A 24,017-nucleotide genomic window follows, 5' to 3' on the forward strand; every position below is an offset into this window, starting at 1 on the left:
AACCATACTTAAAAAGCTATGATATGAAGAAATTTTTACTAAATTTTTGTATTTGCAGAGTTTTTATAGGTAAATGTAAAATAAACTTTCATAATTCTACTTTAAATACGGCCTCAAGACTTGTCTCTGGATCATATTTCGCCCTCTAGAGAAGCGGGGTCCCAAAAATGTTTCTCAAAGTCTACAATTTGATCATTTTCCACATTTACACCCTCTGCTTTCAGTAATGTTTCCATAGCAGTTGGGGTGGGAAAATGATGCTTTCCTGTTAGTTGCCCATTTCTGTTGACTACCCGATGGGCGGGCACGTTTTCCGTGTGGGAGGCATTCATGGCGTAGCCCACTACTCTTGCTCCGCTCCCCAGCCCGAGTGCTTTGGCTATGGATCCGTAAGTGGTCACCCGGCCTTCCGGAATCAGCCGGACCAGTTCATAGATATTGGCGTAAAGGTTTTCCTTATTGGATTTCATTGCTTAGCTCGATTATCTTTTGGTTGACCTTCCTCTTTATGATCCGCTCGGTCTGCTTTTCGTTGTTGTTGAGCAAAAACTGGCATTTGAGCTTTACTGCGTCTTTTTGGATATGTACAGTTTTCATGCTAAAAGAATTTGCCGTAACCTCCTCTTCAAATTGATTCAGGGTTTCGCGCAGCTCCTGCTCAAAGTGATCCAGATTCAGTTTCCCCGGCTTTACCTCAAATTCAAAGCTCAATTTTTTGATATACTGTCTGCTATGGTTGATCACCTGGCTGGTCAGTACCGTATTGTTTGGGATCATTACCACGTCATCATCCTCGTTGAGCAATACCAGGTTGATAAGGGTGACGTCGAGGATTTTGCCCTTTTGGTCGCCGATCTTCACGTTATCCCCAAGAGTCAATTGGTCAGAAAACATGATGATCAGACCGTTGATCATGTTGGTGATGTAATCTTTGGAAAGAAGGGCGATCGCCGCCGCCACAATGGTGATGCTGGTGAAGAAGGTAAAAGGGTTGATCCCGAAAAGCAGCATCAGCGATATCAGGAAAATGATCCCATTGAGAATGCTGGCTATTCGGTTGACTCCAAGTACAAAGTTGGTGTGGAGGCTTTGGAGGTGGTGTTTTCTCAGGTAGAAGCGCACCAAAACCATCCGGCCCAGTGAAATCAGGATGTTACTGGCCAAAAAGAAGGTGGCAGCCTCATATATTCTGTGAACAGTCCCTTTGATTTCCTCAGTGGGGAAATTGATAATGCGTGCAAAAAACTCCCCGTACACAAATAAAAGCACATATATTAGTACTTTGACCAAAAATACCCTGCGCTTATGTTTTTCCCGTACTTGGATTTGGGACTTCTGATTCTCCATTCAGTTTAGATAGGTTGTATTTGGCACAAAGATAAAGGATGATCTTTAATAATTGGAAATTGAACTTTGCGGGTATTGTGGTTCAATTGTCGGTAAGTTTTGTAAATTTGAATAATGGATACTGCTGTTTCAAAACTTTACGGCAGATTTTTAAATCATACAAATAAAAGATGGACAGAAATATTATCATTTCCGGAGCAGCGGGCAATTTGGGCAAATCAGTAGTTGAAAAATTCAAGAGAGAGGGCTTTAAGGTAATCGCAGTAGTGGAGCCTGACAGCGAGCATGAGCTGGAGGAGGTAGTGGATGATATTTATGAAGTGGACGTGACAGACGAGTCTGCAATGCTGGATTTTTCAAAGGAAATTAGCCTTCAATATGGAGAAATCAACACCATCGCCATGCTGGTGGGTGGTTTTGCTTTTGGCGGTTTTGAAAGCACCTCCCAGGCAGATGTGGAAAGCATGATCAAGCTGAATTTTTTCAGTGCCTTTAATATGGTTAAATATTTTCTCCCAAGCATGAAAAAAGCCAACCAAGGCAACTTCCTTTTCGTTGGAGCAAGGCCGGCCCTTCAGCCTGAAGATGGAAAGGATGTGGTGGCATATGCTTTGAGTAAAGGGTTGGTGATTCAGCTGGCCGACTTGGTAGCCCAAGAATGCCGTGACCTAAAAGTAAGGTCTCACGTGTTTGTGCCAAGTATCATCGACACTCCCCAAAACCGTGAGGCGATGCCCGATGGGGATTTTGAGGAATGGGTGAGCGCTTATGACATTGCCGAAGCGATGCATTATGCGGCTACTAATAAGGCTTTGAGAAATATGACCTTCAAACTCTATGGAGGAGTTTAATTAATACCTACTATCTATGAAAAAAATCACTTTATTGCTCTTTTGTGCAATCCTGGCCTCCGTGCAGGCGATGGCACAAACCAGTGAGGACACCCGCAAGTTGCAGGGATTTAACAGTGTGAAAATTTCCAACGCCATTGAGGCTGAACTCGAAAAAGGCGATCGAAACGAAATCCACATCCTAGCCAGTGGAGTGGATTTGGATAAGGTGGAAACTAATGTTTCTGACCGGACCTTGGAAGTTAAGCTAGGAAGAGGAAATTTTAGATCCACTTCTGTAAAAGTGAAGATCACTTACACGGACCTTGACCAGGTGGAAGCTAGTTCCAGTTCAAGAGTATTTGTAAAAGATCCCATGGATGCCAAAAATATCCGGATCACGGCAGCCACCAGTAGCTATGTAGAAGCACGGGTAAATGCCCAGTACTTGAAATTGGATGCTGCTTCGAATGCGAAGATTTACGTAAGAGGAACAGCTGAGAATCTGGATCTTCGTTCGGTGACAAGCGGTGATATCAATGCCAAGGACTTGGAAGTGCAGCATGCGGAGGTTTTTGCCAATACAGCTGGAAAAGCTGAGTTTGTGGTCAAAGAATCTTTAAAAGGTAGCGCTGCGACTGGGGCAAAGATCATTTACCATGGTGATCCCAGGCAGTTGGAAGTGAAAGAAAATACAGCGGGGTCATTTAGCCAAAAGAAATGATCAGGACAGTTTTGGTAATTGCCATGATGATGATCAGCGGATTGTCAATTGGCCAGGAAAATTCAGAAAAGGCGGTCGAGAATACGATCGCCAAACTTTTTGACGGCATGAGAGATAAGGATCAGGCAGCGCTTGAGGCTGTCTTTCATGAAAAAGCTATCATGCACACCGTGACCGAAAACGGCGAGCAGGCTGCTTTGGGCGAAAATTCTGTACGTGATTTTGTCAACAGGATTGCCGTTACTCCGGCCGAGACGCGATTGGATGAGCGGATTCTGGAGTACCACATTCGAGTGGATGGTGAGATGGCTTCTGCCTGGACTCCCTATGAGTTTTATGTCAATGATTCCTTTTCCCACTGTGGGGTGAATTCATTTCAGTTGATCAAAGAGAATGGAGATTGGAAAATCACTTATGTGATGGACACCCGAAGAAAAGTAGGCTGTCGTTAATCAGCGGTAGTTGCGGTAAACCAACCCTATGATAAGGAGTTCGGCTAAAACAAAGGCAATGGCAAACACCATCTGGCCAGTATCATCCTGAATTGTGTTTTTGAACAATATGAAAGCGAGAAATACAACAATTCCCGCAATAAAACCGGTTTTGATTGACATGCTGCAAAAGTAATAAAGAGGCTTCAATAGAAGTCTCTTTTCCTTTAATTTTTGCCCCCTCCCTATAAAGAAAGTAATTGGCCACAAAGGCCCCAAAGTTTTTATGAAGGGATACAAAGGCTATTTTGCGGAGATATTTTAAAATACATTTTTAAAAAGTGTCAAATAGGCGCCATTTAATCACCAAACCATGCAAAACAAGAAACAGGCAATATTAGCAGCCCTGAAATCGACTTTGGAATCGAAAGTCAGTGAAGTCAAATCATCTCTACAGGCCTTGGATGACTCGGGGGAAGGGGAGACTAAAAGTAGCGCAGGTGACAAGTATGAAACTTCCAGGGAGATGATCAATCAGGAAAGGACCAAGTTTTCCCAAGTGTTGCAGGATTTGACTTCTCAACTTCAGGTGGTAAACAGTATTTCACTGGAATCGCAAAAAGAAAAAGTGGAACTGGGTGTGCTTGTGGAGCTCGATGGGATGACACTTATTATAAGTGTTCCTTTTGGAAAGCTCGACCTGGAGGGAGAACAGGTGTTTGCCGTGTCCATAAAAAGCCCCGTGGCCCAATCTTTATTAGGGAAAACCACGGGGGATGAAGTTTTGGTAAACAAAAAGAAAATGACGATTAAGACTCTTTGTTAACCGGCTTTTCTTCTTTGAAAGCGTCTTTAAGCAACTTTTCCAGTTCTTTAAAGTGGTGGTCGTTTTTCTTCTGCCACTCTTCCATTTTTTGCTGAAACTCTTCCATTTTTGGAGCAAATTCCTTTTGCCATTCTTCCATTTTGGCTTCAAGTTCCTTCAGTTTTGGCTCTAGTTCAGCAGTGATCTGCTTGTTTCTCTCCACTATCACTACTTCTTTATCTTTGAGCTTGTTTTGTAACTCCTCGAGACGAGGTCCATTCTCCTGAGTCCAGATCATTATGCGCTTTTGCAAGTCCTCACCTGCGATTTCCATTTTATGGGCATTTTCTTCCAATAGCTTCTCAATTCTTTCCCAATCCTTCTTTTTAGAAACTGATGTGTCGAGTTTGTGCGGAAGACTGTCCAGCATATGCTTGCGCATTACTATTTTGGGAGATTTTGTGATTTGGGTGTCTCCATTGATAATGACCATTCTCTTGATGACTTTTTCATCCTCTCCTTTCTCTTTATCACCATTCACTTCTTCTATAACTTCAAATTCCATCACTTTTTTCTTTTCGGGGATGGTATCAAGGACCTTTTCATATTTGGGTAGGTCAAGAGTGATGTTGTCAGAAACCTTAGTCAGTAGATCGTTTTGTGAATTTGTGCTGGAGGCGAGTGCCAGAGTCGCACTTAGAATCAATGTAGTAATCATAGTGTATGAAATTATGGATGGAAATTTGGGTTTTGTATCTGAATATCCCAGGATAAGTTTAATCCTTTCCAGGGTTGTGTTTTTGTTTTTACCTGCTGCCAATGCCACTTCTGGGTTGTTTTCCACGCTATGGTTGAGAACTTCTGCCAGGGCATAGGCCAAATCTTCCGGGGCCACTCCGCTGGAGATTGCCAGTTGGTCGGCTGCTTTCTCGCGATGTTCTCTTATTTCGGCATTGACCCACCAGAAGCAAGGGTGGTAGAAAAAGATGACTTCCAAGATGGATTGGCAAACATTGAAGAAGTAGTCATTCCTTTTGATATGGGCCAATTCATGTGTGATAATGGCCTCCAACTGAGCAGGTTGAAGTTGTAAAAGCAAACTTGCAGGGATGACCACAATTGGTTTTAGAAAGCCGAAAGTAATGGGGGAAGAGCCTTTTTTGGAGATCCCAAAGCGAACGCTTTGCTGAATGCCCATTTGGCTGGTCTGTCTTTTGGCAAAATCAATCCATTTATCAGACAAGGTATATTGTATTTCCTTCTTAAGATTTTGTAAGGCTGCTAGGTTTCCCAAAAGCCGAATAGAAAACATTGCAGCACCCAACAGCCAAATGTTAACTATATAAGGGAGGTTGGATGCAATCAATGACTTTAGGGAAAGTATAATGTCGGTATTTCCGGTTGGAGATGCATATTGCCAGCCATTTTCCGAAAGGATCATTACCATGTGCTCAGTTTGGGCTACCTGAAGGTAATAATAGCCCATTGTGGCACCTGAGGCCACCAACATTGCCCCCAGTGCTATTAGCCCTGCATTATATTTGAATGCAGCTGATTTGGCGTGCCAGATCTTTGTCAGGCCGTAATAGGCCAGCGTAATGATCAAAATCTGCCATAAGGAATGCATCAGGGTCCAACCCAGTGCTATTCTGAAGGTTTCTGGAAGTATAAAATCAAGCGTTTCCATTATTTGTCATTTTCCAACTTGTTCAAAAATGCTCTTATCTCGGCAATTTCCTCTTTGGAGGGTTCACTTTGGCCTAGAGCCTGCATCACCAGCTTTTTGGCCGATCCCCCAAAGGCCAAAGACATGAAATTCTTGACTAGGGAAGTCTGGGTTTCCTTTTGGCTGATGGCGGGTTTATAGATGTGACCCCGACCCTCCCCATATCTGTCGAGCAGACCTTTGGCGTGCATTACCTGCATCTGTTTCAGCGTAGTGGTGTAACCGGTATCTTTGCTCACACTAAGCTTTTCATGGACTTCGCGCACGCTAGCTTCGCCCGTTTCCCATAATAGGCCTAGGATTTCAATTTCTGATTCTGTGGGTTTTAGGTTCATTTTTATTGGTACGATATTTATCGTATCAAAGTTATACGATTTTTGTCGTAGATACAAGAGTCACGTTTGGGATTTGTGTTAAAAACTCTAAAAATCAATTTGGCCCTTGGTTTGATTAAGTTCGAAAAGTTGAAATAAACCTGGAGTTGGGAATTATTTTTTTAGTAATTCCCTTTACTTATCGGCTGGATATAGGTAAGATATAATATATTTGGCTTTTTAAAGCGTAGAGTTTATGTGTTTACTGACGTTTAATTGGCTTGCTCACCCTGAGTACAGATTGATATTAGTAGGAAATAGAGATGAGGTCTTCGATAGGCCTTCCAAACCCATCCACCAGTGGGATTCCGGTTTCTTTGGCGGCAAGGATCTGAAGAGTGGAGGAGCCTGGATGGGGATATCCCCTGAGGGAAGGTTTGCCGCTATTACCAACTACAGGGATTTTTACAACCTCAAAGAAAACCCTGTAAGCCGCGGGTTTTTGGTCAAAAACTTTTTGGAGGGCAGCATGTCCCCATTTGACTACCTGACGGAAATTTCCACCAAGATGGATAAATACGATGGTTTTAATTTGCTCGTAGCAGATACCGAGAAGATGTATTACCTGAGCAATTATGGGGAAGATATCATTGAGATTGAGCCGGGACTTCACACTCTTAGCAACGAATTGCTCAATTCTGACTGGCCGAAAGAACAGTTGGCTCAAGAAGATTTGCAGGAACTCATCCTACTGGACAAGCTTCATCCGACCGAGATGCTGGATATCCTCAAAAGCGAGGAGATCATTCCCGATGAAAAGCTGCCAGATACCGGCGTCACCCTCATTCAGGAGCGCGCCCTGTCCGCCCAATTTGTTCGTCTCGAAGATTATTATGGTACAGTTAACACGACTGCCATTCTTTGGGGGCACGATGGGAGTGGGTTGATTTCTGAAAAGTTTTATGTAGGAAAGGAAGAAGCGGAAAACAACACCATCACTTTCCGAACCAAATGATTCGAATTTATTTGAACTCTCTATCTGAAAATGGGTTTGTCTACTGAAAAGAATTAAATCACCTTTTTAGATGAACACTATTGATGTCTTGATAATCGGGGGTGGCCCCATAGGCTTGGCCTGCGGGATCGAAGCGACTAAAGCCAACCTCACCTATGTAATCCTTGAAAAAGGAACACTCACCAATTCTTTATTCAACTATCCGGTCAACATGACTTTTTTCTCAACCTCCGAAAAACTGGAGATGGGGGGTGTCCCGTTCATGTCATTGGCCAATAAACCTACCCGGACGGAGGCATTAGAGTATTACAGGAGGGTTCAAAAACATTACAACCTAAAGGTTAAACTTTACGAAAAAGCAGAAAAGATTAGCAAGGTGGAAGACGGCTTTGAAGTCAAATCCTCCAAGGCTGTTTACCATGCCCGTCATATTATTATTTCCACTGGATTTTATGACCTTCCCAATCTCATGGATGTGCCGGGAGAGGATCTTCCCAAAGTCAGCCACTATTATAAAGAGCCTTGGCCTTACATTGGCCAAAAGGTAATCGTAGTAGGAGGGGGGAACTCGGCCGTGGATGTGGCTTTGGAAACCTGGAGGAAAGGAGCGGAAGTCACGATGGTGTTGAAAGAAAACACAGTAGATAGAAACGTAAAGTATTGGGTGCTGCCTGATATCGAAAACAGAATCAAGGAAGGAAGTATCAAAGCCTATTTTAATTCCACGATCCAGGAAATCACTCCATCTACGGCCGTGCTTAATACCCCGGAGGGCGATGTGATTTTGGAAAATGACTTTGTGCTGGCGATGACTGGCTATAAGCCAAATTTTGAGCTTCTCGAACAAATTGGAGTGAGTCTAAATTTGGATGAACACCGGCAGCCCTGCTATGATGAGACCAACCAAGAGTCTAACATTCCGGGAGTGTATTTGGCAGGCGTAGTATGCGGAGGGCTGAATACCAGGGAATTTTTTATAGAAAACTCGATTGCCCATGCGGAATCCATTATTAGAGATATAAAAAAGAAGAAGGATATCGCCAGTTTATAGCTGATTAAGCAGCTTTTTACTAACTTCTAAGTTAAATTTATTTTTTTGAGCACATTCCGCCCAGTGTCCAGGATTTTTGGAAAGGTTATTGCAAACTACCTGACTTTAACACTAACTTTTAGCAAAATGAAGATACTGAGAATTTTAGGTTTAGTCGGAGTGATTTGGGTCTCCTTAAGTGGATTTGGATTCAACAACGAGGATGAAGAGGGCTGGATCAGCCTGTTTGATGGAACTAGCCTAGAGGGATGGACGGTGAATGAAAACCCAAGGGCTTTTCAGATTTTTGGGGGAATGTTGGTTTCCCACGGACCGCGAGCACACCTGTTTTATGATGGAAATGAGATTGGGCAGGATTTGAAGGATTTTGAACTTAAGGCTGATATTATGACTTTTCCAAAAGCCAGTTCGGGAATTTTCATCCACACTGAATATACGGATAAAGGCTATCCTGAAAAAGGCTATGAGATCCATGTCAATGAGGCCTCCAAGTGTATCAACCGTGCCAATGGCAAAAGCCATGAGGACAAAACCAGAAACACTTTTGTAAAGGATATGCAATGGTTTACCCAGCACATAATCGTAAAAGACAATACGGTAACCATCAAAATCAATGATGAAGTGGTCAATAAATATGAGTTGAGCGATGAGGAGCTCAACGGGGGCACTATCGCCCTTCAGGCCCACGACATGCAGAGTCGGGTCTATTTTAAAAATATTAAAATCAAGCCTTTATAGGAAATAACAAAAACGGTCAGGACTTCAATCCTGACCGTTTTTGTTATAAGAAAAGGTTTGTGAACTCAAATTTCTGACCGTCAAATAATCCTTTGTCGCTCAGTTTGAGGTCAGGGATGACCAGGAGGGCCATAAAGCTTAAGGTCATGAATGGAGACTGCAGACTTGATCCCATGTCCTTGGCCATTTTATCTATAGCAGTATACTGATCGGCTACCTTATAGCCATCCTCAGCAGACATGATTCCGCCTACAGGTAAGGCCAAAACCATGGAATTGTTAGCGTTGACGGCAGACACGCCACCCTTGGCCTCAATTATCAGATTAACTGCTTTGGCTATGCTATCATCATCTACCCCTACGGCGATGATGTTATGCGAATCGTGGCCAACAGAGGAAGCAATCGCCCCTTCGGTAAGGCCAAAGTTTTTGATAAAAGCTACTGCGGGAGCGGAATCGTCATAACGGTTCACCACCGTGATTTTAAGAATGTCCCGCTCCGGATTGGAAATTGCTTTTCCGTTTTTGACCAAAATTTCACCCTTAATTTCAGGGGTAATCAATTGACCATCCAAAGCTTCTATCACTCTTACGGCCTGGCCTTTTGCTTCTATTTGAAAGTCCTCAACGGCCTTTTTACCTGTTTTGAAGTTGTTGATGATTTCATTCGGCACGCTTTCGATGAGGGTTTTGCCATTCTCAGCCACCAGTTGCCCATCAATAAAGGTTTTGATCACTTCAAATTTCTCCAGGTCTTTCACTACGATAAAATCCGCCGGATCACCTTCATTCAATGAGCCCACTTCCATATTGTAATGACTGATAGGGTTGAGACAGGCAGCTTTGAGCACATCAAACAGGTCCATGTTTTCGGCCACAGCCCTTGCGGCCAAGTGGTTGATATGGCTCACGGCGAGATTGTCCGGGTGTTTGTCATCGGAACAGAACATGATCATGTCGGCATGTTTATCAATCAGGCCAATTAAAGCTTCAAAGTTTTTGGCAGCGCTACCTTCCCTGATGGAAATTTTCATTCCATGCCTGAGTTTGTCTAAAGCCTCTTCTTGAGTAAAGCACTCATGGTCGGTACTAATGCCAGCGGAAATGTATTTCGCTGCAACATCCCCTTTCAGTCCAGGTGCATGACCATCTACCGGCTTCCCATATTTTTGGGCAATGCCGATTTTTTCCATCACCAAAGCATCCCGGTTTACAGTTCCTGGCCAATTCATCATTTCTGCCAGATAAGTGATTTCCTTCCTGGCCATCAAATTGTCAATGTCTTGAGCAGTAATCTCCCCTCCGGCAGTTTCAAACGGCGTGGCGGGCACGCATGAAGGAGCACCAAAGTAGAACTTAAAAGGCACTTTTTTTCCGTTTTCAATCATGTATTCCACTCCCTTCATCCCGCAAACATTGGCGATTTCATGTGGGTCAGATATAGTGGCCACCGTGCCATGGACCACCGCAAGGCGGGCAAATTCAGAGGGTACCAGCATAGACGACTCCACATGCACATGGGCATCGATGAAGCCAGGCATTATATACACATCCGGAGCGTGATCGGTCTTTTTTACCTGTGATATTTTGCCGTTTTCGACACTGATCTCTGCAGGAAAGATCTGGCGGTTAGGTATATCGACAAACTGGCCGGAAATAGAGAAGCTTTTCATAAAAATGGGATTAAGCGGGAAATAAAATTTCATTTAGGCCTTCAAGGTGGGCCTGAAACCCAAAAATACGAAAGTAGGAGGACTTTCGGAAAGTTGTCATTAAATGCCGCGAAAATTACGCTTTTTGGACTTTTGAAGATACCTTTGCCACAGTTCTCATAAAAGATTAAAAACTCTTATATTTGCACCGGAAAATAGCCTTTTCCCGAATTAACAAAGATTGGATGAAGAAAATTGTAATTGCTATTGACGGCTTTTCTGGTTGTGGTAAAAGTTCAACAGCCAAGGCAGTAGCTAAAACTTTGAATTATACCTATATAGATTCAGGAGCCATGTATAGAGCGGTGACGCTCCATTTTATCAATAGCTTTACCAATCTTACCAATCCCAAGGAAGTGCTCAAGGCTCTTTCGACATTGAAAATTGAGTTTCACAAGAACGAGGAGACAGGTTTTCAGGAAACATACCTCAACGGATTGAATGTTGAAAAGCAGATCAGAACCATGAAGGTATCGGAGAGGGTCAGTGAAGTGAGCAAACTGAAAGATGTGCGCCAGGAACTGGTGGCTCAGCAGAAGCGGCTCGGCAGGCACAAAGGGGTGGTAATGGACGGCCGCGACATTGGAACAGTAGTGTTTCCCGATGCGGACCTGAAGGTGTTCATGACAGCCGATCTAATCATCAGGGCAGAAAGAAGGCAGCAGGAGCTGTTGGAAAAAGGCGATTTAGTGGAGCTGGATAAAATTGTCCACAACCTTGGGGAAAGAGACAGAATAGATTCCAGCAGGGATATCAGCCCTTTGAAAAAGGCCGATGATGCTGTGGAGATTGATACAAGTTACTTGGATTTTGACGACCAAGTAACCCAAATTGTAAAATTGGCCAAAGAGAAAATCGAGGCTTAAACGACTATGTCATGCAGGTAACTATAGATAAAAATTCTGGATATTGTTTTGGGGTGGAGTTTGCCATTAAGATGGCCGAGGACGAGATGGAAGGTGCTGACACGCTCTACTGTCTGGGAGATATAGTCCACAATGACATGGAAGTCAACCGGCTGAGCCAAAAGGGACTGGTGGTCATCGACCGCGAGCAGCTCAAGGAAATCAGCGACTGCAAAGTACTCATCCGTGCCCACGGAGAGCCGCCGGAAACCTACCGAACGGCGATAGAAAACAACATCGAGCTCATTGATGCCTCCTGTCCTGTAGTGTTGAAACTCCAGCACAGGGTCAAAAATGCCTACGATAAAATGGCAAAGGAAAACGGGCAGATTGTCATTTATGGTAAAAAGGGACATGCTGAAGTAATCGGCCTGACCGGCCAGACCAGGGAGAATGCTATCGTGGTGATGGAGGAGCATGACTTGGAAAAAATTGACTACAACCGCCCGATCACCCTTTTCAGCCAGACCACTAAAAGCACGAAAGGTTTTTATGACCTGAAAGAAAAAATCTCCCAAAGAATAGAAAAAGCGAAAGGAGCAGTAGAAGAAGTTGACTTCAACGCCAACGATTCTATCTGTAGGCAGGTCTCCAACCGTGAGCCACAGCTTCGTAAATTTGCACAGGATAACGATGTGATCATTTTTGTTTCAGGTAAGAAAAGTAGTAATGGAAAAGCGCTTTATCAGGTTTGTAAAGAGCAAAATGAACGAAGCTATTTTGTTGAAAATGAGTCAGAAATAAACAAAGAGTGGTTCAAATGTGATGATAAGGTTGGCGTATGCGGGGCTACTTCCACCCCGATGTGGCTGATGGAGCAGGTGATGAACCATGTGCAGAATTGGGAGAAAGAAGGATTGATAACAGCGTAAATTAGATGCGTCTCAAACAAAATAATTGCCAAGTATACCTATTTAGTGGAAATAATCGGGCAATTATCTTCTAATAACTAATGTATTTTCTTAGATTTGAGGCGTTTTTAAAGGGACCATATAGTTCAAAAAATAAATATGTCAAAACTAATAAAGCTTAAGAAGGGATTTGATATTAAGCTTGCCGGAAAAGCTGACAAGCAGCTTGCAAATTTCCAGCCAGCTCAGACCTTTGCGATCAAACCTACAGACTTCATAGGGATGCAACGCCCTAAAGTAATTGTCAATGAGGGTGATACTGTGAAAGCAGGTACCCCGATCTTGTTTGATAAAAAACTTGACAGAGTTCAATATGTATCTCCTGTATCAGGTGAAATCGTAGAGATTAAAAGAGGTGAAAAAAGGAGGTTGCTTGAGATCAAAATCAAGGCTGATCAAACCTTTGAATTTGAACAATTCACCAAATATTCTGACTCGGATCTCAAATCTCTAAAAAGAGAAGATGTGGTAAACCACATGGCCATGACCGGTGTATGGCCCCAGCTTATCCAGAGACCCTTTGGTGTAGTCGCCAATCCGGAAGATGAGCCTAAAGCTATCTTTATTTCAGGTTTTGACACCCATCCATTAGCCCCAGATTATGGCTTCTTATTGAAGGGCCAAGAAAAATATTTCCAGGTAGGTATCAACGTGTTGAAAAAGCTTACTCCTGGGGTAGTGCACCTCAACTTGGAGGATGGCGCTGAAGTACCTTCAGTATACAACAACGTTCAGAATGTGCAAATCAACAAGTTTTCTGGTCCCCACCCGGCTGGAAACGTAGGGGTGCAGATCCACCACATCAACCCAATCAACAAGGGCGATGTCGCTTGGACAGTAAATCCATACGGAGTTGTACAGATCGGTAAATTGTTCATGGATGGAGTTTATGATGCTTCCAAAATCGTTGCCATCACCGGGTCACACCTTACCAAACCTGCTTATGCTAAAACCTATATCGGAGCTTGCGTAGATAAGTTTTTGGCAGGAAATACCAAAGAAGGAAAATTCAGAGTAGTTTCTGGTAACGTGCTTACAGGTCAGCGAATCAACAGCGATGGCTATGTAGGTTATTACGACAATCAAATCACTGTACTTCCTGAAGGGGATGAATACGAGTTCCTAGGCTGGATGAAACCGACTTCGGCTAGACTTAGCTACCACCGGGCATTGGGGCTTTTCAGCTTTTTGAAGCCAAACCAAGAGTTCGTGTTGGACACCAACATGAGAGGTGAGGAGAGAGCCTTCGTGCAGACAGGCGTATTTGAGAACGTGACTCCAATGGACATCTATCCAGTTTATCTTCTTAAAGCTATCATGGCTGAGGATTATGATGAGATGGAAGAGCTTGGAATCTATGAATTGATCGAAGAGGATCTTGCCCTTTGTGAATTTGTGGACGTGTCCAAGCATCCTGTACAGGAGATTTTAAGAAAAGGAATTGAACTAATACAATATAGTTAATTAATATGAAGTTTCTACGCGATCTGTTAGATAAGCAGAAGCCGCTTTTCCATAAGGGCGGCAAATTGGAGAACTTGTATTATTTGTATGAAGCAGGTGAGACGTTCCTGTTTACCCCTAATCATACAACTAATCCGAGAGGTGCCCAAATCAGGGATGCCATAGATCTAAAAAGAATGATGATCACCGTGGTGATCGCTATGATCCCATGTTTGCTCTTCGGTATCTATAATACCGGAAACATGCACTACCTGGCAGTAGGTGAGGCAGCGGACTTCGGAGATAAATTTCTTTTAGGTGCTATCTTAGTACTTCCTATTGTATTGGTATCATACGCTGCCGGGGGATTGGTAGAGGCCATATTTGCCGTGGTACGTAAACACCCTATCAATGAAGGCTTCTTGGTAACAGGGATGTTGATACCATTGGTAGTACCTGCCACTATTCCTTTATGGCAAGTGGCCTTGGCGACAATTTTCGCCGTGGTAATCGCCAAAGAGGTATTTGGTGGTACAGGTATGAATATCCTAAACGTAGCCATGACCGCAAGGGCTTTCCTTTACTTTGCCTACCCAATGCAGATTTCTGGTGACCAGGTTTGGACTTACGTAGGAGATAAAATGCCAGTTGATGGTTTCTCAGGTGCTACAGCACTTGCTGTTGCTTATCAGGCTGGACAGGAAGGAGTAACTGCTACTTCAGCACTTGCTTCGCACAATGCTGGAATCATGGACGACATGTTCAGCTTTGCAAATATGTTTTTTGGATTTATCCCAGGATCTATTGGTGAGACATCAACTTTGATGGCTCTAATCGGTGCTGCGATTCTTATTTTGACAGGAGTTGCCAGCTGGAAAATCATCGCTAGTGCCTTCGGTGGTGCTTGGTTGATGGGCTTCGTATTGGAGCTTCTTGCAGTAAACGAATATATGGCTATGCCAGCACATTACCACTTGGTAATGGGAGGTATTGCTTTCGGTATTGTCTTTATGGCTACTGACCCAGTTTCTGCATCCCAAACCGAAACAGGAAAGTGGATTTACGGTTTTATGATCGGTGTGCTTACCGTGATCATCCGTGTAACTAACCCGGCTTATCCTGAAGGGATCATGCTTGCGGTCTTGTTCATGAACGTATTTGCACCACTTATCGATCACTATGTAGTACAAGCAAACAAGAAAAGGAGGTTACAACGTGCAACAGTCTAACGCATATATCATCACATTCTCTGTTATCCTTACTGTAGTTCTTGGACTACTTTTGTCAGGTACATCAGAGCTGTTGGGACCGATTCAGAAGAAAGCTGAAGAATTGGATACCAAAAAGCAAATCCTTGGTGCGGTAATGCCGGCAGAGGAATTGAACAGAATGGAAGCCGAAGAAGTAATTAGCTATTATGAGAGCAGAATCTCTTCAAAGGTAGTAAACATCAACGGTGAAGAAGTAGAGCAAGATGAAGAAGGTAACCCATTGGTTGCTGAAAATGTAAACATCGCTAAAAACTTCAAAAGAGCCCCTGAAGAAAGACTTTATCCCGTGTTTATTTTCCACGCTGAAGGAAATGAAGAAGACGTTCAGTCTATCATTCTTCCGGTTTATGGAAATGGTCTTTGGGATGAAATCTGGGGCTATGTAGCCCTTCAGACTGACCTTAACACCATCGAGGGTGTGACTTTTGCCCACGCAGCGGAAACGCCAGGTTTGGGTGCAAGAATCACTTCAGGAGACGTGCAGGCCAGGTATAGAGGCAAGGAGATCTTCAACGAAGCTGGAGAACTTGAAGCAGTAAGAATGCAAAAAGGTGAGGGTAAAGATTACTCAGCCGATCCGCATAAAGTTGACGGCCTTTCTGGTGCTACAATCACTGCTGAAGGTGTAAACAAAATGTTGGAGCGCTACTTGAGCCACTACAAGAGCTACTTGGAAAGAAAAAGAACCGGTGACGCTCCTGTTGCTTTAAATTAATTTTGAACGTTTCAATTTCAATATAATGAGTACAGAAACAGCTGAAGTAAAAAAGCCATCAGAGGCGCTCTTGTCTAAGAGAAGGAAGAAATTGATCACAGATCCCTTGGTGGATGACAATCCAATCACCATTCAGGTTTTGGGTATCTGTTCTGCACTAGCGGTGACCACACAGATGCAACCCACCATGGTAATGGCTCTTTCTGTGATTTTTGTAATGGTAATGGCCAACCTTACCATTTCATTGATGAGAAACACCATCCCTTCACGGGTTAGGATTATCGTACAGCTTGCTATCGTTGCCTCTTTGGTAACCTTGGTAAACGAGGTGTTGAAAGCATTTGCATTCGACATGTACAAAGAACTATCCGTATTTATCGGGTTGATTATCACCAACTGTATTGTAATGGGTCGTTTGGAAGCTTACGCTTTGGGTAACAAGCCATATGATTCCATCTTGGATGGTTTCGGTAGTGCCCTGGGTTACTCCTGGATCATTCTTGCAGTAGCTTTCTTCAGAGAGCTTTGGGGATCAGGTTCCGTATTTGGATATCCTGTGTTTGACAATGTATCTGCTTTGTTTGGCGATGACTTCTCTTTGGCCACAAACGGTCTGATGGTTTCTCCAGTAGGTGCATTTATCATCCTTGGGTTGATCATTTGGGTACAGCGTACCAAAACTGGTTATGTAGAACACTAAAAATATATCTAAGAAATGGAATTATTTAATTTAGCTATCAGATCAATCTTTATTGATAACATGGTATTTGCCTATTTCCTAGGTATGTGTTCTTTCTTGGCGGTTTCCAAGAAGGTATCTACAGCCCTTGGTCTAGGTGCAGCAGTAATCTTCGTTCTATCAGTGACCGTACCGGTTAACTGGTTGTTGAACGAATTTATCCTAAAGGAAGGTGCTTTGGCCTTCTTGGGTGAGCAATTTGCCACTATCGATTTAACTTTCCTTAGATTCATCATGTTCATCGCCGTTATTGCGGCCATGGTACAGTTGGTGGAAATGATCATCGAAAAATTCGCTCCGGCTCTATATGGTTCTTTGGGTATCTTCCTTCCTTTGATCGCGGTAAACTGTGCGATCCTTGGTGGTTCCCTTTTCATGGCCGGTAGAGATTATACTTTGGCTGAGGCTGCGGTATACGGTGCGGGCTCTGGTACAGGTTTCTTCTTAGCCATTGTAGCTTTGGCTGCCATCAGAGAGAAACTGAAGTATTCAAATGTGCCTAACGGATTGAAAGGTCTTGGTATCACGATGCTTATCACTGGACTTATGGGCATTGCCTTCATGTCCTTTATGGGTATCGATCTTTAAGATCTAGAAATACATTAAAAAAGCCCTTTCACTTTGGTGAAGGGGCTTTTTGCGTTTACTTATCTACATTTTCTTTTTACCTCAGGTTTCTAATATTGTAGCAACGAAAGGGATCTAAGTACTAGGTATCAATTACAAAGTGCACCGCAGCAAGTCCCGCAGTTTTGAGGAGGAGTTTTGGCGCTTTTCTGACATTTTCCGCTCTTATTCTCGTGACTCTCCTTCAAAGCTTCGCTCTTAAGATGGGTGGGTGAACCAATATAATACCTCAATTGGTATTCATAATTCATAATTTACCATTTCACCATTTTAAAGTTTTATCCCAAAATAATATTGGCATTGTTTTTCCTCGTATTTTTATCTACACTTTTCTCTAAAAACCATGTCATCTTTTACTACTCGGCGCTTTTTGAAATACTTCCTGAGGGGGTTGCTCTTTGTTGTGCCTTTGGCCTTGACCATTTACATCATTTTCTCCATTGTGGTGTTTTTGGATAGCATCATACCCCTTCCTGTTCCTGGATTGGGTATTTTGATTATGCTTGCCTTTATTACTTTTGTAGGCTATATGGCGAGTATTTTCGTGACTAGACCCATATTTGACCTGGTCGAAAAATGGCTGTTTAAAATCCCATTGGTCAATATAGTCTACACCAGTATCAAAGACCTCATGCAGGCCTTTGTAGGGGACAAAAAGAAGTTTAATGTAACCGTAACTGTTAAACTGTCCGATAACATGTACAGGCTGGGTTTCCTGACTCAAGAGGACATGGCCATGATAGAAGAACCTGGGCTAGCCGCCGTTTACTTTCCACACTCCTATAATTTTTCTGGTAACCTTTATATGGTCCCAAAAGAAAACATCAAAATAGTGGAAAATATCAACAATGCCGACGTGATGAAATTCATCGTCTCCGGTGGTGTATCCGAGCTTCAAAGGCCCGAAGAAAGCTTTGAAAACACGATTAAAAAGTAGCTTCTTTATCAATAATATTTCTCGTAAAGACGTAAAGTTTGCAACGTTTATATTGATTATTATTGAAAATTTAAAATAACACTTTGGCTTTGCGCTACCTTAAAAAGCTTTGCGGTGAATTAACCACTCGGTTCTTCTGACATGAAAAAAGCCTGATGGTAATCTACCATCAGGCTTTTTTATAAGTTTTTGCTTCAATTACATTTGTGCATCAAGCTTCTGAGCCAATACAGTCTTAGGTACAGCACCTACTTGCTTATCTACGATTTCTCCGTTCTTGAAGAACAATAAAGTAGGGATACTTCTGATACCGAATTTGGCAGCTACGTTAGGATTGGAGTCTACGTCTACTTTACCTACCACTGCTTTGCCTTCATATTCACCCGCTATTTCTTCCACTACAGGTCCGATCATTTTACATGGTCCGCACCATTCGGCCCAAAAATCAACCAAGATAGGTTGTTCAGATTTGATTACTTCCTCAAAATTAGCGTCCGTGATTTCGATTGCTTTAGCCATATTATTTATTGGTTGTGTTTTAGATTCTTTTTTCAAATATAATAGAAAAGCCTTTTAGCTGGGAATAAGTTCAAAATTTTACTTAGAAAGAACATATTTATTTACTCCGGTTTCCCGTCTTCGGTCTTCGGTCTTAAATAATCTTATACATCACCTCCGGCATCAGTCTCAGCTCCTCAATCATTTCATTACTTGGGTCAATGGTATATTTGGTGGACATGAGATCCAGCGTGATATTTTCCTTTTTATCGATCACGTTGATATACAGTTTGGCTTCTCCTTTATATTTCTGGGTCACTTTTTCAAGTCTTTCCATCAAGTCTAAGGTCAAATCATCCAAATCAATATTCACCCGTAGGCCCTTTACCATCTTTGCCCTGAGTTCATCGAGTAGTGACATGTTATTGATCTTGAACTCAAACTCGTTTTCCTTCCATTTATTAGGGTGGACAGAACCTGTCAGATATAAGAACCACCCCGTCATAAAGTATTCCTTAAACCTTATATAATCCTCTCCAAAGATGAAAAACGTATGCCCTCCGTGGTAATCCTCCATCGTAAGGGTGCCAAAAGGTTTCCCCGTTTTGGTAGTCCTATGGGCAAAGGATGTCACCATTCCAGCGGCCTTTATTTCTCCTTTAGCTCTGAGAGCCTCTATGTTGTTTATTTCTGGCAGGGGGGTGTTGGTAAATGACTCAAATTCCACCCTGAATTGATCCAAGGGATGTCCAGATATATAAAGCCCAACCACTTCTTTTTCAATGTTCAGTTGCTGCAGTTGGCTAAAGGGCTCCATCTGTGGAATACTCGGCAATGGCACTTCCATACCGCTGCCTCCACCAAACAAGCTTACCTGTGAGCTGTCAGCTTCTGCGGCTACTTTTTGGGCGTATTTGACGGCTTTTTCAAGTAAAGTCACTTCACCATCTGGTGCCTCCAAGAAAAGACGTCTATGATATTCCTTAAAGCAATCGAATCCACCAGCCATGGCTAAGGCTTCCAAGGTCTTTTTGTTTACCGCTTTTAGGTTTACCCTTTTGGTGAAATCAAAGAGATTCTTGTATGGCCCTTTTTCTAATCTTTCGGCGATTATCGAGTCCACGGCTGTTCCACCAGCACCTTTAATAGCCGCCAATCCGAAACGTACCTGTCCTTCCTGGTTTACCGTAAAGCCCCGCTTGGATTCATTTACATCCGGTCCCAATACCTCAATTCCCATACGCTTACATTCCTCCATGAAGAAAGTCACTTGGGAGATGTCATTCATGTTGTTGGAAAGCACAGAGGCCATGTATTCGGCAGGGTAGTGGGCTTTCAGGTAAGCGGTCTGGTATGCAATCCAGGCATAGCAGGTCGAGTGGGATTTGTTAAAAGCGTAAGATGCAAATGCTTCCCAGTCTTTCCAGATTTTTTCCAGCTTCTTCTTGTCATGACCCTTGGCAGCTGCTTGGTCGACAAATTTAGGCTTCATTTTATCCAGTACATCTTTTTGCTTCTTACCCATGGCCTTACGCAGTACATCTGCCTCACCTTTGGTGAAGTCGGCCAGCTTTTGCGACAGGAGCATCACTTGCTCTTGATAAACGGTAATACCATATGTCTCTTCCAGATATTCCTTCATATCATCCAAGTCATAGGTAATCGGCTCGGTACCGTGCTTACGCTTGATAAAGCTCGGGATATATTCCAACGGTCCTGGTCGATAAAGGGCGTTCATGGCGATCAAATCGGCAAACACCGTTGGCTTGAGCTCCCGCATGTATTTTTGCATACCAGCGGATTCATATTGGAAAATCCCAACCGTCTCTCCCCGTTGGAAAAGCTCATAAGTTTTCTCGTCATCAATAGGAAAAGCTTCCGGATCAAGTTCAATCCCGTGGCGCTCCTTTACGATTTTGACCGCATCCTTAATCAGGGTAAGGGTCTTAAGCCCCAAAAAGTCCATTTTGAGCAGGCCGGCGTTTTCCACCACGGCGTTGTCAAATTGAGTACAGAACATGTCCGAGTCCTTGGCAAGGGCTACAGGGACATAATTGGTAATGTCAGCCGGGGTAATAATGACCCCACAGGCGTGGATGCCTAGGTTACGCACCGAGCCTTCTAAGACGGTCGCTTGGTTTATGGTTCTGGCGGTCTCATCTCTTCCTTTGGATATCCTGATCAGCTCTTCTGCCTGGGCGACACTTTCAGAATTGTTTTTAAGCTTGTTTACTAATTTGGCTCTGTCATTGGCTAAATCAAAAAGTGCCTTTAGCTTGATGTCTGGTACCAACTTGGCCAGTTTATCAGCTTCACTTAAGGGAAGGTTCAAAACCCTTGCGGTATCCCTGATAGCAGATTTTGCTGCCATGGTACCATAGGTGATGATCTGGGCCACTTGGTTGGCGCCGTATTTTTTGATTACATAATCGATTACACTTTGACGTCCTTCATCATCAAAGTCAATATCAATATCGGGAAGGGAAACCCTATCTGGGTTTAGGAATCTCTCAAAAAGGAGATCGTACTTGATGGGGTCCACATTCGTAATTCCTACACAATAGGCAACTGCGGAACCTGCCGCCGACCCCCTCCCAGGACCTACCGAAACGCCCATTTCTCGTGCGGCCGTGGTAAAATCCTGCACAATAAGGAAATAACCCGGATAACCGGTGTTGGCAATGGTGGCCAATTCAAAATCAAGTCTTTCGCGGATAACATCCGTAATTTCACCGTAACGCTTTTCGGCGCCTACATAGGTGAGGTGACGGAGGAAGGCGTTTTCTCCCCGTTTGCCTCCATCAATATCGTCCTGTGGGTCAACAAACTCCTGAGGAATGTCAAATTTGGGAAGTAAAACTTCCCTAGCTAGTTTATATCGCTCGATTTTGCCAAGAATCTCATTGGTAGTGATGATAGCTTCGGGAAGATCGACAAAGAGCTTTTTCATCTCATCAGGGCTCTTTAGGTAGAACTCCTCATTGGGAAATCCGAATCGGAATTCCCGGCCCATTTTCCCAATGTATCTTTTTTCCTTTCTATCCGGCCCATCGGTTTTCTCCCCATCCTTTACGCACAGAAGGATGTCATGGGCGTTGGCATCCGCCTTTTGGTTGTAATAGGTATTATTGGCAGCGAAATATTTCACACCATATTTATGGGCAAATCGAAGTAAAACCTCATTTACTTTTTCTTCTTCCGGAATCCCGTGGCGATTTAACTCTACATAAAAATCCTCTCCAAACTGCTCCTTCCACCACACAAAGGCTTCTTCCGCCTGGGTTTCCCCCACGTTGAGGATCAAGAATGGGATCTCCCCAAATAAACCTCCTGTGGTGGCGATCAAATCCCCTTTATACTGAACAAGAACTTCCTTATCAATCCTGGGGACGTAATAAAACCCTTCAATATTGGCGTAAGAAGCTAGTTTGGCTAAATTATGATATCCTGCTTTATTTTTGGCAAGCAGGACAGTTTGATAGCCATTGTCTTTTTGGGACTTGTTTTTACGGTCACGACACACATTAAACTCACAGCCGAGGATTGGGGTAAGGTCTGCATTTAAGGCTTCTTTCACAAAGTTAAAAGCCCCCATCATGTTACCATGGTCGGTCATGGCAATAGCAGGCATGCCCAATTCCTTTGCCCTGTTGATAAGTGCAGGAATTTCAGAGGTAGCCTGAAGAACTGAAAACTGTGTGTGAACGTGAAGGTGTGTAAACGGTACGTCCACCAAATCACTGATATCAGCCTTGCCAGCAGCCTTCAGTACATCCTTGGCGGCCTGCTTTGTGGTATCTTTGGCGTTGGCAAAATTGGCAATATCCAATTTCGGTGCTTCGTATATCACCTCATCATGAGAAATGCCAGGCTCAGGAGCCAGCACTTCCTGGGTGATCAGCCCAAAGAAACATTTGGCCGTGGCGTCCACATCATAGGCTGCATCGTGGGCGTCATCAAAGCCAACATTAAAAAGTTTATGGTGAAGTTCCGTAAGGGTTGGCCATTTGAATTTTCCGCCCTTTCCTCCAGGGATGGCGCAGAATTCTGTGGAAATATCCTTGGTATCCAGCTCCTGCATGTCCATCAGCTTCATCGGAACTTCCTTCCTCAGGTATTCCGAGCCGCAGACATTGATGTCAAAGCCAATATTGTGGCCGACCAAGTACTTAGCCTTTTCTACGTCCTCATGGAAAATCTTCAATACTTTCTCCAGGTCATGCCCTTCTTTCAAGGCGCGGTCGGTAGAAATACCATGGACCTTCTCCGCATTGTAGGGAATGGTAAAACCTTCCGGTTTCACAATGTAGTTTTGATTGGAGATCAACTTACCGCGCTCATCGTGCAACTGCCACGCGAGCTGGACCAGCCGTGGCCAGTTATCCAGGTCTGTTATGGGGGCGTTATAGTCTCTGGGTAAACCTGTGGTTTCGGTGTCAAAAATTAAGTACATGCAGCTTCCTTTGATTTGGGGATTCTAAATTAAGATTTATCCAATTCATCTACCAGAAGAGTGGCGGAAATTGTCACATAATAATAAAGGTTATCGTGTGAAGAGGTTGGTTTATAGTTCATTATGATTTTATAGTAAGAGGATTTTACTTTGATTTTCATTACTTTAGTATTTTATATAAAGGGTAAGGAAAAGATGGAAAAGGGGGAGAAAAACAGTCAGTTAGAGGAGCCGTTTTCCGAATGTGGGAGGTACACTTATGCAGATTACCTGACTTGGGAGATTGACGGCATGGTAGAGTTGATAAAGGGGAAGGTTTTTCGGCAGCCTTCGGCACCAAAGAGGATACATCAAGAAATTTCAAGGGAGGTTTCTATGCCCCTTTATAATTACTTGGATCGAGGTACCTGCCAAGTTTATGTCGCGCCATTTGATGTTCGATTGCCCTTTGGGTCTAAAAAGAACGAGGACATTACCACTGTTGTGCAACCTGACATTTGCGTGATATGCGATCCAGGTAAACTGGATGATGCAGGTTGCATAGGGGCTCCTGATTTAGTGGTGGAAATCCTTTCTCCCGGAGACAATCGCAAAGAGCTAAAGGACAAATATGAGGTTTACCAGGAAAGTGGAGTTAAGGAATATTGGGTTATACAACCTGAAACACAGAATTTTTTGATTTACACTCTTCATCATGGATATTACAAAGCCTCAAAGTTGTATACCACAGGAGATGTAATAGAGTCATCTTGTATAAAAGGATTTAAATTGGATTTGGATGAGGTGTTCGATCGGGTAAAGTAGGGTGTATCCAATTATACTGTGT

Annotated in this window: 24 protein-coding genes; 16 read left to right on the forward strand and 8 right to left on the reverse strand. The window is 43.3% G+C overall.

The window, feature by feature from the left end:
• Positions 1–131: 131 nt before the first annotated feature.
• Both KIH41_RS07330 and KIH41_RS07335 read right to left on the reverse strand, forming a co-directional pair.
• Complete coding sequence (locus KIH41_RS07330; protein ID WP_214162014.1) at positions 132–470, reverse strand: MGMT family protein; 339 nt, start codon at positions 468–470, stop codon at positions 132–134.
• The gene (locus tag KIH41_RS07335) at positions 457–1,347 is read right to left on the reverse strand and encodes a mechanosensitive ion channel family protein (protein WP_213943456.1); all 891 of its coding nucleotides are present in this window, start codon (positions 1,345–1,347) and stop codon (positions 457–459) included. The genes KIH41_RS07330 and KIH41_RS07335 overlap by 14 nt, the downstream gene beginning before the upstream one ends.
• 170 nt (positions 1,348–1,517) lie before the next feature.
• Here KIH41_RS07335 and KIH41_RS07340 point away from each other — a divergent pair, with 170 nt between their 5' ends.
• Genes KIH41_RS07340 through KIH41_RS07350 form a run of 3 tightly spaced genes read left to right on the forward strand, consistent with a single transcriptional unit; the run spans position 1,518 to position 3,353 of the window.
• Positions 1,518–2,198 carry an SDR family NAD(P)-dependent oxidoreductase gene (locus KIH41_RS07340; RefSeq protein WP_214162015.1) on the forward strand — a complete coding sequence of 227 codons (681 nt, stop codon included), beginning with the start codon at positions 1,518–1,520 and terminating at the stop codon, positions 2,196–2,198.
• Between the two features lie 16 nt (positions 2,199–2,214).
• Entirely contained in the window at positions 2,215–2,901 is a 687-nt protein-coding gene (locus KIH41_RS07345; protein WP_214162016.1) for a head GIN domain-containing protein, read from the forward strand.
• Entirely contained in the window at positions 2,898–3,353 is a 456-nt protein-coding gene (locus KIH41_RS07350) for a nuclear transport factor 2 family protein (RefSeq protein WP_246539010.1), read from the forward strand. Before KIH41_RS07345 ends, KIH41_RS07350 begins: the two co-directional genes overlap by 4 nt.
• On the opposite strand, the gene KIH41_RS07355 is transcribed toward KIH41_RS07350, so the two are convergent.
• Positions 3,354–3,515 (reverse strand): hypothetical protein, encoded by a 162-nt coding sequence (locus KIH41_RS07355; RefSeq protein ID WP_214162017.1) that lies wholly within the window; start codon positions 3,513–3,515, stop codon positions 3,354–3,356.
• Positions 3,516–3,705: 190 nt separating this feature from the next.
• Between KIH41_RS07355 and KIH41_RS07360 the strand changes: the two genes are divergently transcribed.
• A complete protein-coding gene (locus KIH41_RS07360) occupies positions 3,706–4,158 on the forward strand; it encodes a GreA/GreB family elongation factor (RefSeq protein WP_214162018.1) in 453 nt (150 codons plus the stop codon).
• Here the strand turns inward: KIH41_RS07360 and KIH41_RS07365 are convergent.
• Both KIH41_RS07365 and KIH41_RS07370 read right to left on the reverse strand, forming a co-directional pair.
• Entirely contained in the window at positions 4,142–5,824 is a 1,683-nt protein-coding gene (locus KIH41_RS07365) for a M56 family metallopeptidase (protein WP_214162019.1), read from the reverse strand. The genes KIH41_RS07360 and KIH41_RS07365 overlap by 17 nt on opposite strands.
• Positions 5,824–6,198: a BlaI/MecI/CopY family transcriptional regulator gene (locus KIH41_RS07370; RefSeq protein ID WP_214162020.1), complete on the reverse strand. Its 375-nt coding sequence runs from the start codon at positions 6,196–6,198 to the stop codon at positions 5,824–5,826. The genes KIH41_RS07365 and KIH41_RS07370 overlap by 1 nt, the downstream gene beginning before the upstream one ends.
• Before the next feature lie 235 nt (positions 6,199–6,433).
• Between KIH41_RS07370 and KIH41_RS07375 the strand changes: the two genes are divergently transcribed.
• The 3 genes from KIH41_RS07375 (at position 6,434) to KIH41_RS07385 (ending at position 8,981) form a co-directional block, all read left to right on the forward strand.
• Entirely contained in the window at positions 6,434–7,192 is a 759-nt protein-coding gene (locus tag KIH41_RS07375) for an NRDE family protein (RefSeq protein ID WP_213943463.1), read from the forward strand.
• A 70-nt stretch (positions 7,193–7,262) separates the two neighbouring features.
• Positions 7,263–8,243: a YpdA family putative bacillithiol disulfide reductase gene (locus KIH41_RS07380; protein ID WP_214162021.1), complete on the forward strand. Its 981-nt coding sequence runs from the start codon at positions 7,263–7,265 to the stop codon at positions 8,241–8,243.
• A gap of 126 nt (positions 8,244–8,369) precedes the next feature.
• On the forward strand, positions 8,370–8,981 hold the full coding sequence (locus tag KIH41_RS07385) for a 3-keto-disaccharide hydrolase (RefSeq protein ID WP_213943465.1): 612 nt from the start codon (positions 8,370–8,372) through the stop codon (positions 8,979–8,981).
• Positions 8,982–9,024: 43 nt separating this feature from the next.
• Here KIH41_RS07385 and ade read toward each other — a convergent pair whose 3' ends face one another.
• A complete protein-coding gene (gene ade, locus KIH41_RS07390; RefSeq protein ID WP_214162022.1) occupies positions 9,025–10,653 on the reverse strand; it encodes an adenine deaminase in 1,629 nt (542 codons plus the stop codon).
• A 224-nt stretch (positions 10,654–10,877) separates the two neighbouring features.
• Here ade and cmk point away from each other — a divergent pair, with 224 nt between their 5' ends.
• The 8 genes from cmk to KIH41_RS07430 all read left to right on the forward strand — a co-directional run bounded on the left by cmk (position 10,878) and on the right by KIH41_RS07430 (position 18,240).
• Positions 10,878–11,558, forward strand: coding sequence for a (d)CMP kinase (gene cmk, locus KIH41_RS07395; protein WP_213943467.1), 681 nt, complete (start codon positions 10,878–10,880; stop codon positions 11,556–11,558).
• Positions 11,559–11,569: 11 nt separating this feature from the next.
• Positions 11,570–12,469 carry a 4-hydroxy-3-methylbut-2-enyl diphosphate reductase gene (locus KIH41_RS07400; RefSeq protein ID WP_214162023.1) on the forward strand — a complete coding sequence of 300 codons (900 nt, stop codon included), beginning with the start codon at positions 11,570–11,572 and terminating at the stop codon, positions 12,467–12,469.
• A 138-nt stretch (positions 12,470–12,607) separates the two neighbouring features.
• Positions 12,608–13,972 carry a Na(+)-translocating NADH-quinone reductase subunit A gene (locus KIH41_RS07405; protein ID WP_213943469.1) on the forward strand — a complete coding sequence of 455 codons (1,365 nt, stop codon included), beginning with the start codon at positions 12,608–12,610 and terminating at the stop codon, positions 13,970–13,972.
• A gap of 5 nt (positions 13,973–13,977) precedes the next feature.
• Positions 13,978–15,180 (forward strand): NADH:ubiquinone reductase (Na(+)-transporting) subunit B, encoded by a 1,203-nt coding sequence (locus KIH41_RS07410; RefSeq protein WP_213943470.1) that lies wholly within the window; start codon positions 13,978–13,980, stop codon positions 15,178–15,180.
• Positions 15,167–15,937: an NADH:ubiquinone reductase (Na(+)-transporting) subunit C gene (gene nqrC, locus KIH41_RS07415; protein WP_213943471.1), complete on the forward strand. Its 771-nt coding sequence runs from the start codon at positions 15,167–15,169 to the stop codon at positions 15,935–15,937. Before KIH41_RS07410 ends, nqrC begins: the two co-directional genes overlap by 14 nt.
• 25 nt (positions 15,938–15,962) lie before the next feature.
• Positions 15,963–16,637, forward strand: a complete 675-nt coding sequence (locus KIH41_RS07420) for an NADH:ubiquinone reductase (Na(+)-transporting) subunit D (RefSeq protein ID WP_213943472.1) — start codon at positions 15,963–15,965, stop codon at positions 16,635–16,637.
• Between the two features lie 15 nt (positions 16,638–16,652).
• A complete protein-coding gene (gene nqrE / locus KIH41_RS07425) occupies positions 16,653–17,264 on the forward strand; it encodes an NADH:ubiquinone reductase (Na(+)-transporting) subunit E (protein WP_143962316.1) in 612 nt (203 codons plus the stop codon).
• A gap of 382 nt (positions 17,265–17,646) precedes the next feature.
• Positions 17,647–18,240 (forward strand): DUF502 domain-containing protein, encoded by a 594-nt coding sequence (locus KIH41_RS07430; protein WP_213943473.1) that lies wholly within the window; start codon positions 17,647–17,649, stop codon positions 18,238–18,240.
• Positions 18,241–18,438: 198 nt separating this feature from the next.
• On the opposite strand, the gene trxA is transcribed toward KIH41_RS07430, so the two are convergent.
• Together trxA and dnaE are read right to left on the reverse strand one after the other, a co-directional pair.
• The gene (gene trxA, locus KIH41_RS07435) at positions 18,439–18,795 is read right to left on the reverse strand and encodes a thioredoxin (protein ID WP_262897961.1); all 357 of its coding nucleotides are present in this window, start codon (positions 18,793–18,795) and stop codon (positions 18,439–18,441) included.
• Positions 18,796–18,892: 97 nt separating this feature from the next.
• Positions 18,893–23,191 carry a DNA polymerase III subunit alpha gene (dnaE, locus tag KIH41_RS07440; RefSeq protein ID WP_214162024.1) on the reverse strand — a complete coding sequence of 1,433 codons (4,299 nt, stop codon included), beginning with the start codon at positions 23,189–23,191 and terminating at the stop codon, positions 18,893–18,895.
• Between the two features lie 195 nt (positions 23,192–23,386).
• Here dnaE and KIH41_RS07445 point away from each other — a divergent pair, with 195 nt between their 5' ends.
• The gene (locus tag KIH41_RS07445) at positions 23,387–23,995 is read left to right on the forward strand and encodes a Uma2 family endonuclease (protein ID WP_214162134.1); all 609 of its coding nucleotides are present in this window, start codon (positions 23,387–23,389) and stop codon (positions 23,993–23,995) included.
• The last annotated feature ends 22 nt before the right edge of the window (positions 23,996–24,017 follow it).

Source organism: Litoribacter ruber (assembly GCF_018500185.1).
GTDB lineage: Bacteria > Bacteroidota > Bacteroidia > Cytophagales > Cyclobacteriaceae > Litoribacter > Litoribacter ruber.

Excerpts from the sequence above, each read along its gene's own strand:
- KIH41_RS07335 (WP_213943456.1), bottom strand. The coding sequence starts at position 1,347 with ATGGAGAATCAGAAGTCCCAAATCCAAGTACGGGAAAAACATAAGCGC.
- KIH41_RS07340 (WP_214162015.1), top strand. The coding sequence starts at position 1,518 with ATGGACAGAAATATTATCATTTCCGGAGCAGCGGGCAATTTGGGCAAA.
- dnaE (WP_214162024.1), bottom strand. The coding sequence starts at position 23,191 with ATGTACTTAATTTTTGACACCGAAACCACAGGTTTACCCAGAGACTAT.
- KIH41_RS07345 (WP_214162016.1), top strand. The coding sequence starts at position 2,215 with ATGAAAAAAATCACTTTATTGCTCTTTTGTGCAATCCTGGCCTCCGTG.
- KIH41_RS07355 (WP_214162017.1), bottom strand. The coding sequence starts at position 3,515 with ATGTCAATCAAAACCGGTTTTATTGCGGGAATTGTTGTATTTCTCGCT.
- cmk (WP_213943467.1), top strand. The coding sequence starts at position 10,878 with ATGAAGAAAATTGTAATTGCTATTGACGGCTTTTCTGGTTGTGGTAAA.
- KIH41_RS07405 (WP_213943469.1), top strand. The coding sequence starts at position 12,608 with ATGTCAAAACTAATAAAGCTTAAGAAGGGATTTGATATTAAGCTTGCC.
- KIH41_RS07445 (WP_214162134.1), top strand. The coding sequence starts at position 23,387 with ATGGAAAAGGGGGAGAAAAACAGTCAGTTAGAGGAGCCGTTTTCCGAA.
- KIH41_RS07360 (WP_214162018.1), top strand. The coding sequence starts at position 3,706 with ATGCAAAACAAGAAACAGGCAATATTAGCAGCCCTGAAATCGACTTTG.
- KIH41_RS07330 (WP_214162014.1), bottom strand. The coding sequence starts at position 470 with ATGAAATCCAATAAGGAAAACCTTTACGCCAATATCTATGAACTGGTC.
- ade (WP_214162022.1), bottom strand. The coding sequence starts at position 10,653 with ATGAAAAGCTTCTCTATTTCCGGCCAGTTTGTCGATATACCTAACCGC.
- KIH41_RS07400 (WP_214162023.1), top strand. The coding sequence starts at position 11,570 with ATGCAGGTAACTATAGATAAAAATTCTGGATATTGTTTTGGGGTGGAG.
- KIH41_RS07420 (WP_213943472.1), top strand. The coding sequence starts at position 15,963 with ATGAGTACAGAAACAGCTGAAGTAAAAAAGCCATCAGAGGCGCTCTTG.
- KIH41_RS07385 (WP_213943465.1), top strand. The coding sequence starts at position 8,370 with ATGAAGATACTGAGAATTTTAGGTTTAGTCGGAGTGATTTGGGTCTCC.
- KIH41_RS07430 (WP_213943473.1), top strand. The coding sequence starts at position 17,647 with ATGTCATCTTTTACTACTCGGCGCTTTTTGAAATACTTCCTGAGGGGG.
- KIH41_RS07350 (WP_246539010.1), top strand. The coding sequence starts at position 2,898 with ATGATCAGGACAGTTTTGGTAATTGCCATGATGATGATCAGCGGATTG.
- KIH41_RS07380 (WP_214162021.1), top strand. The coding sequence starts at position 7,263 with ATGAACACTATTGATGTCTTGATAATCGGGGGTGGCCCCATAGGCTTG.
- nqrE (WP_143962316.1), top strand. The coding sequence starts at position 16,653 with ATGGAATTATTTAATTTAGCTATCAGATCAATCTTTATTGATAACATG.
- KIH41_RS07410 (WP_213943470.1), top strand. The coding sequence starts at position 13,978 with ATGAAGTTTCTACGCGATCTGTTAGATAAGCAGAAGCCGCTTTTCCAT.
- KIH41_RS07370 (WP_214162020.1), bottom strand. The coding sequence starts at position 6,198 with ATGAACCTAAAACCCACAGAATCAGAAATTGAAATCCTAGGCCTATTA.
- KIH41_RS07375 (WP_213943463.1), top strand. The coding sequence starts at position 6,434 with ATGTGTTTACTGACGTTTAATTGGCTTGCTCACCCTGAGTACAGATTG.
- KIH41_RS07365 (WP_214162019.1), bottom strand. The coding sequence starts at position 5,824 with ATGGAAACGCTTGATTTTATACTTCCAGAAACCTTCAGAATAGCACTG.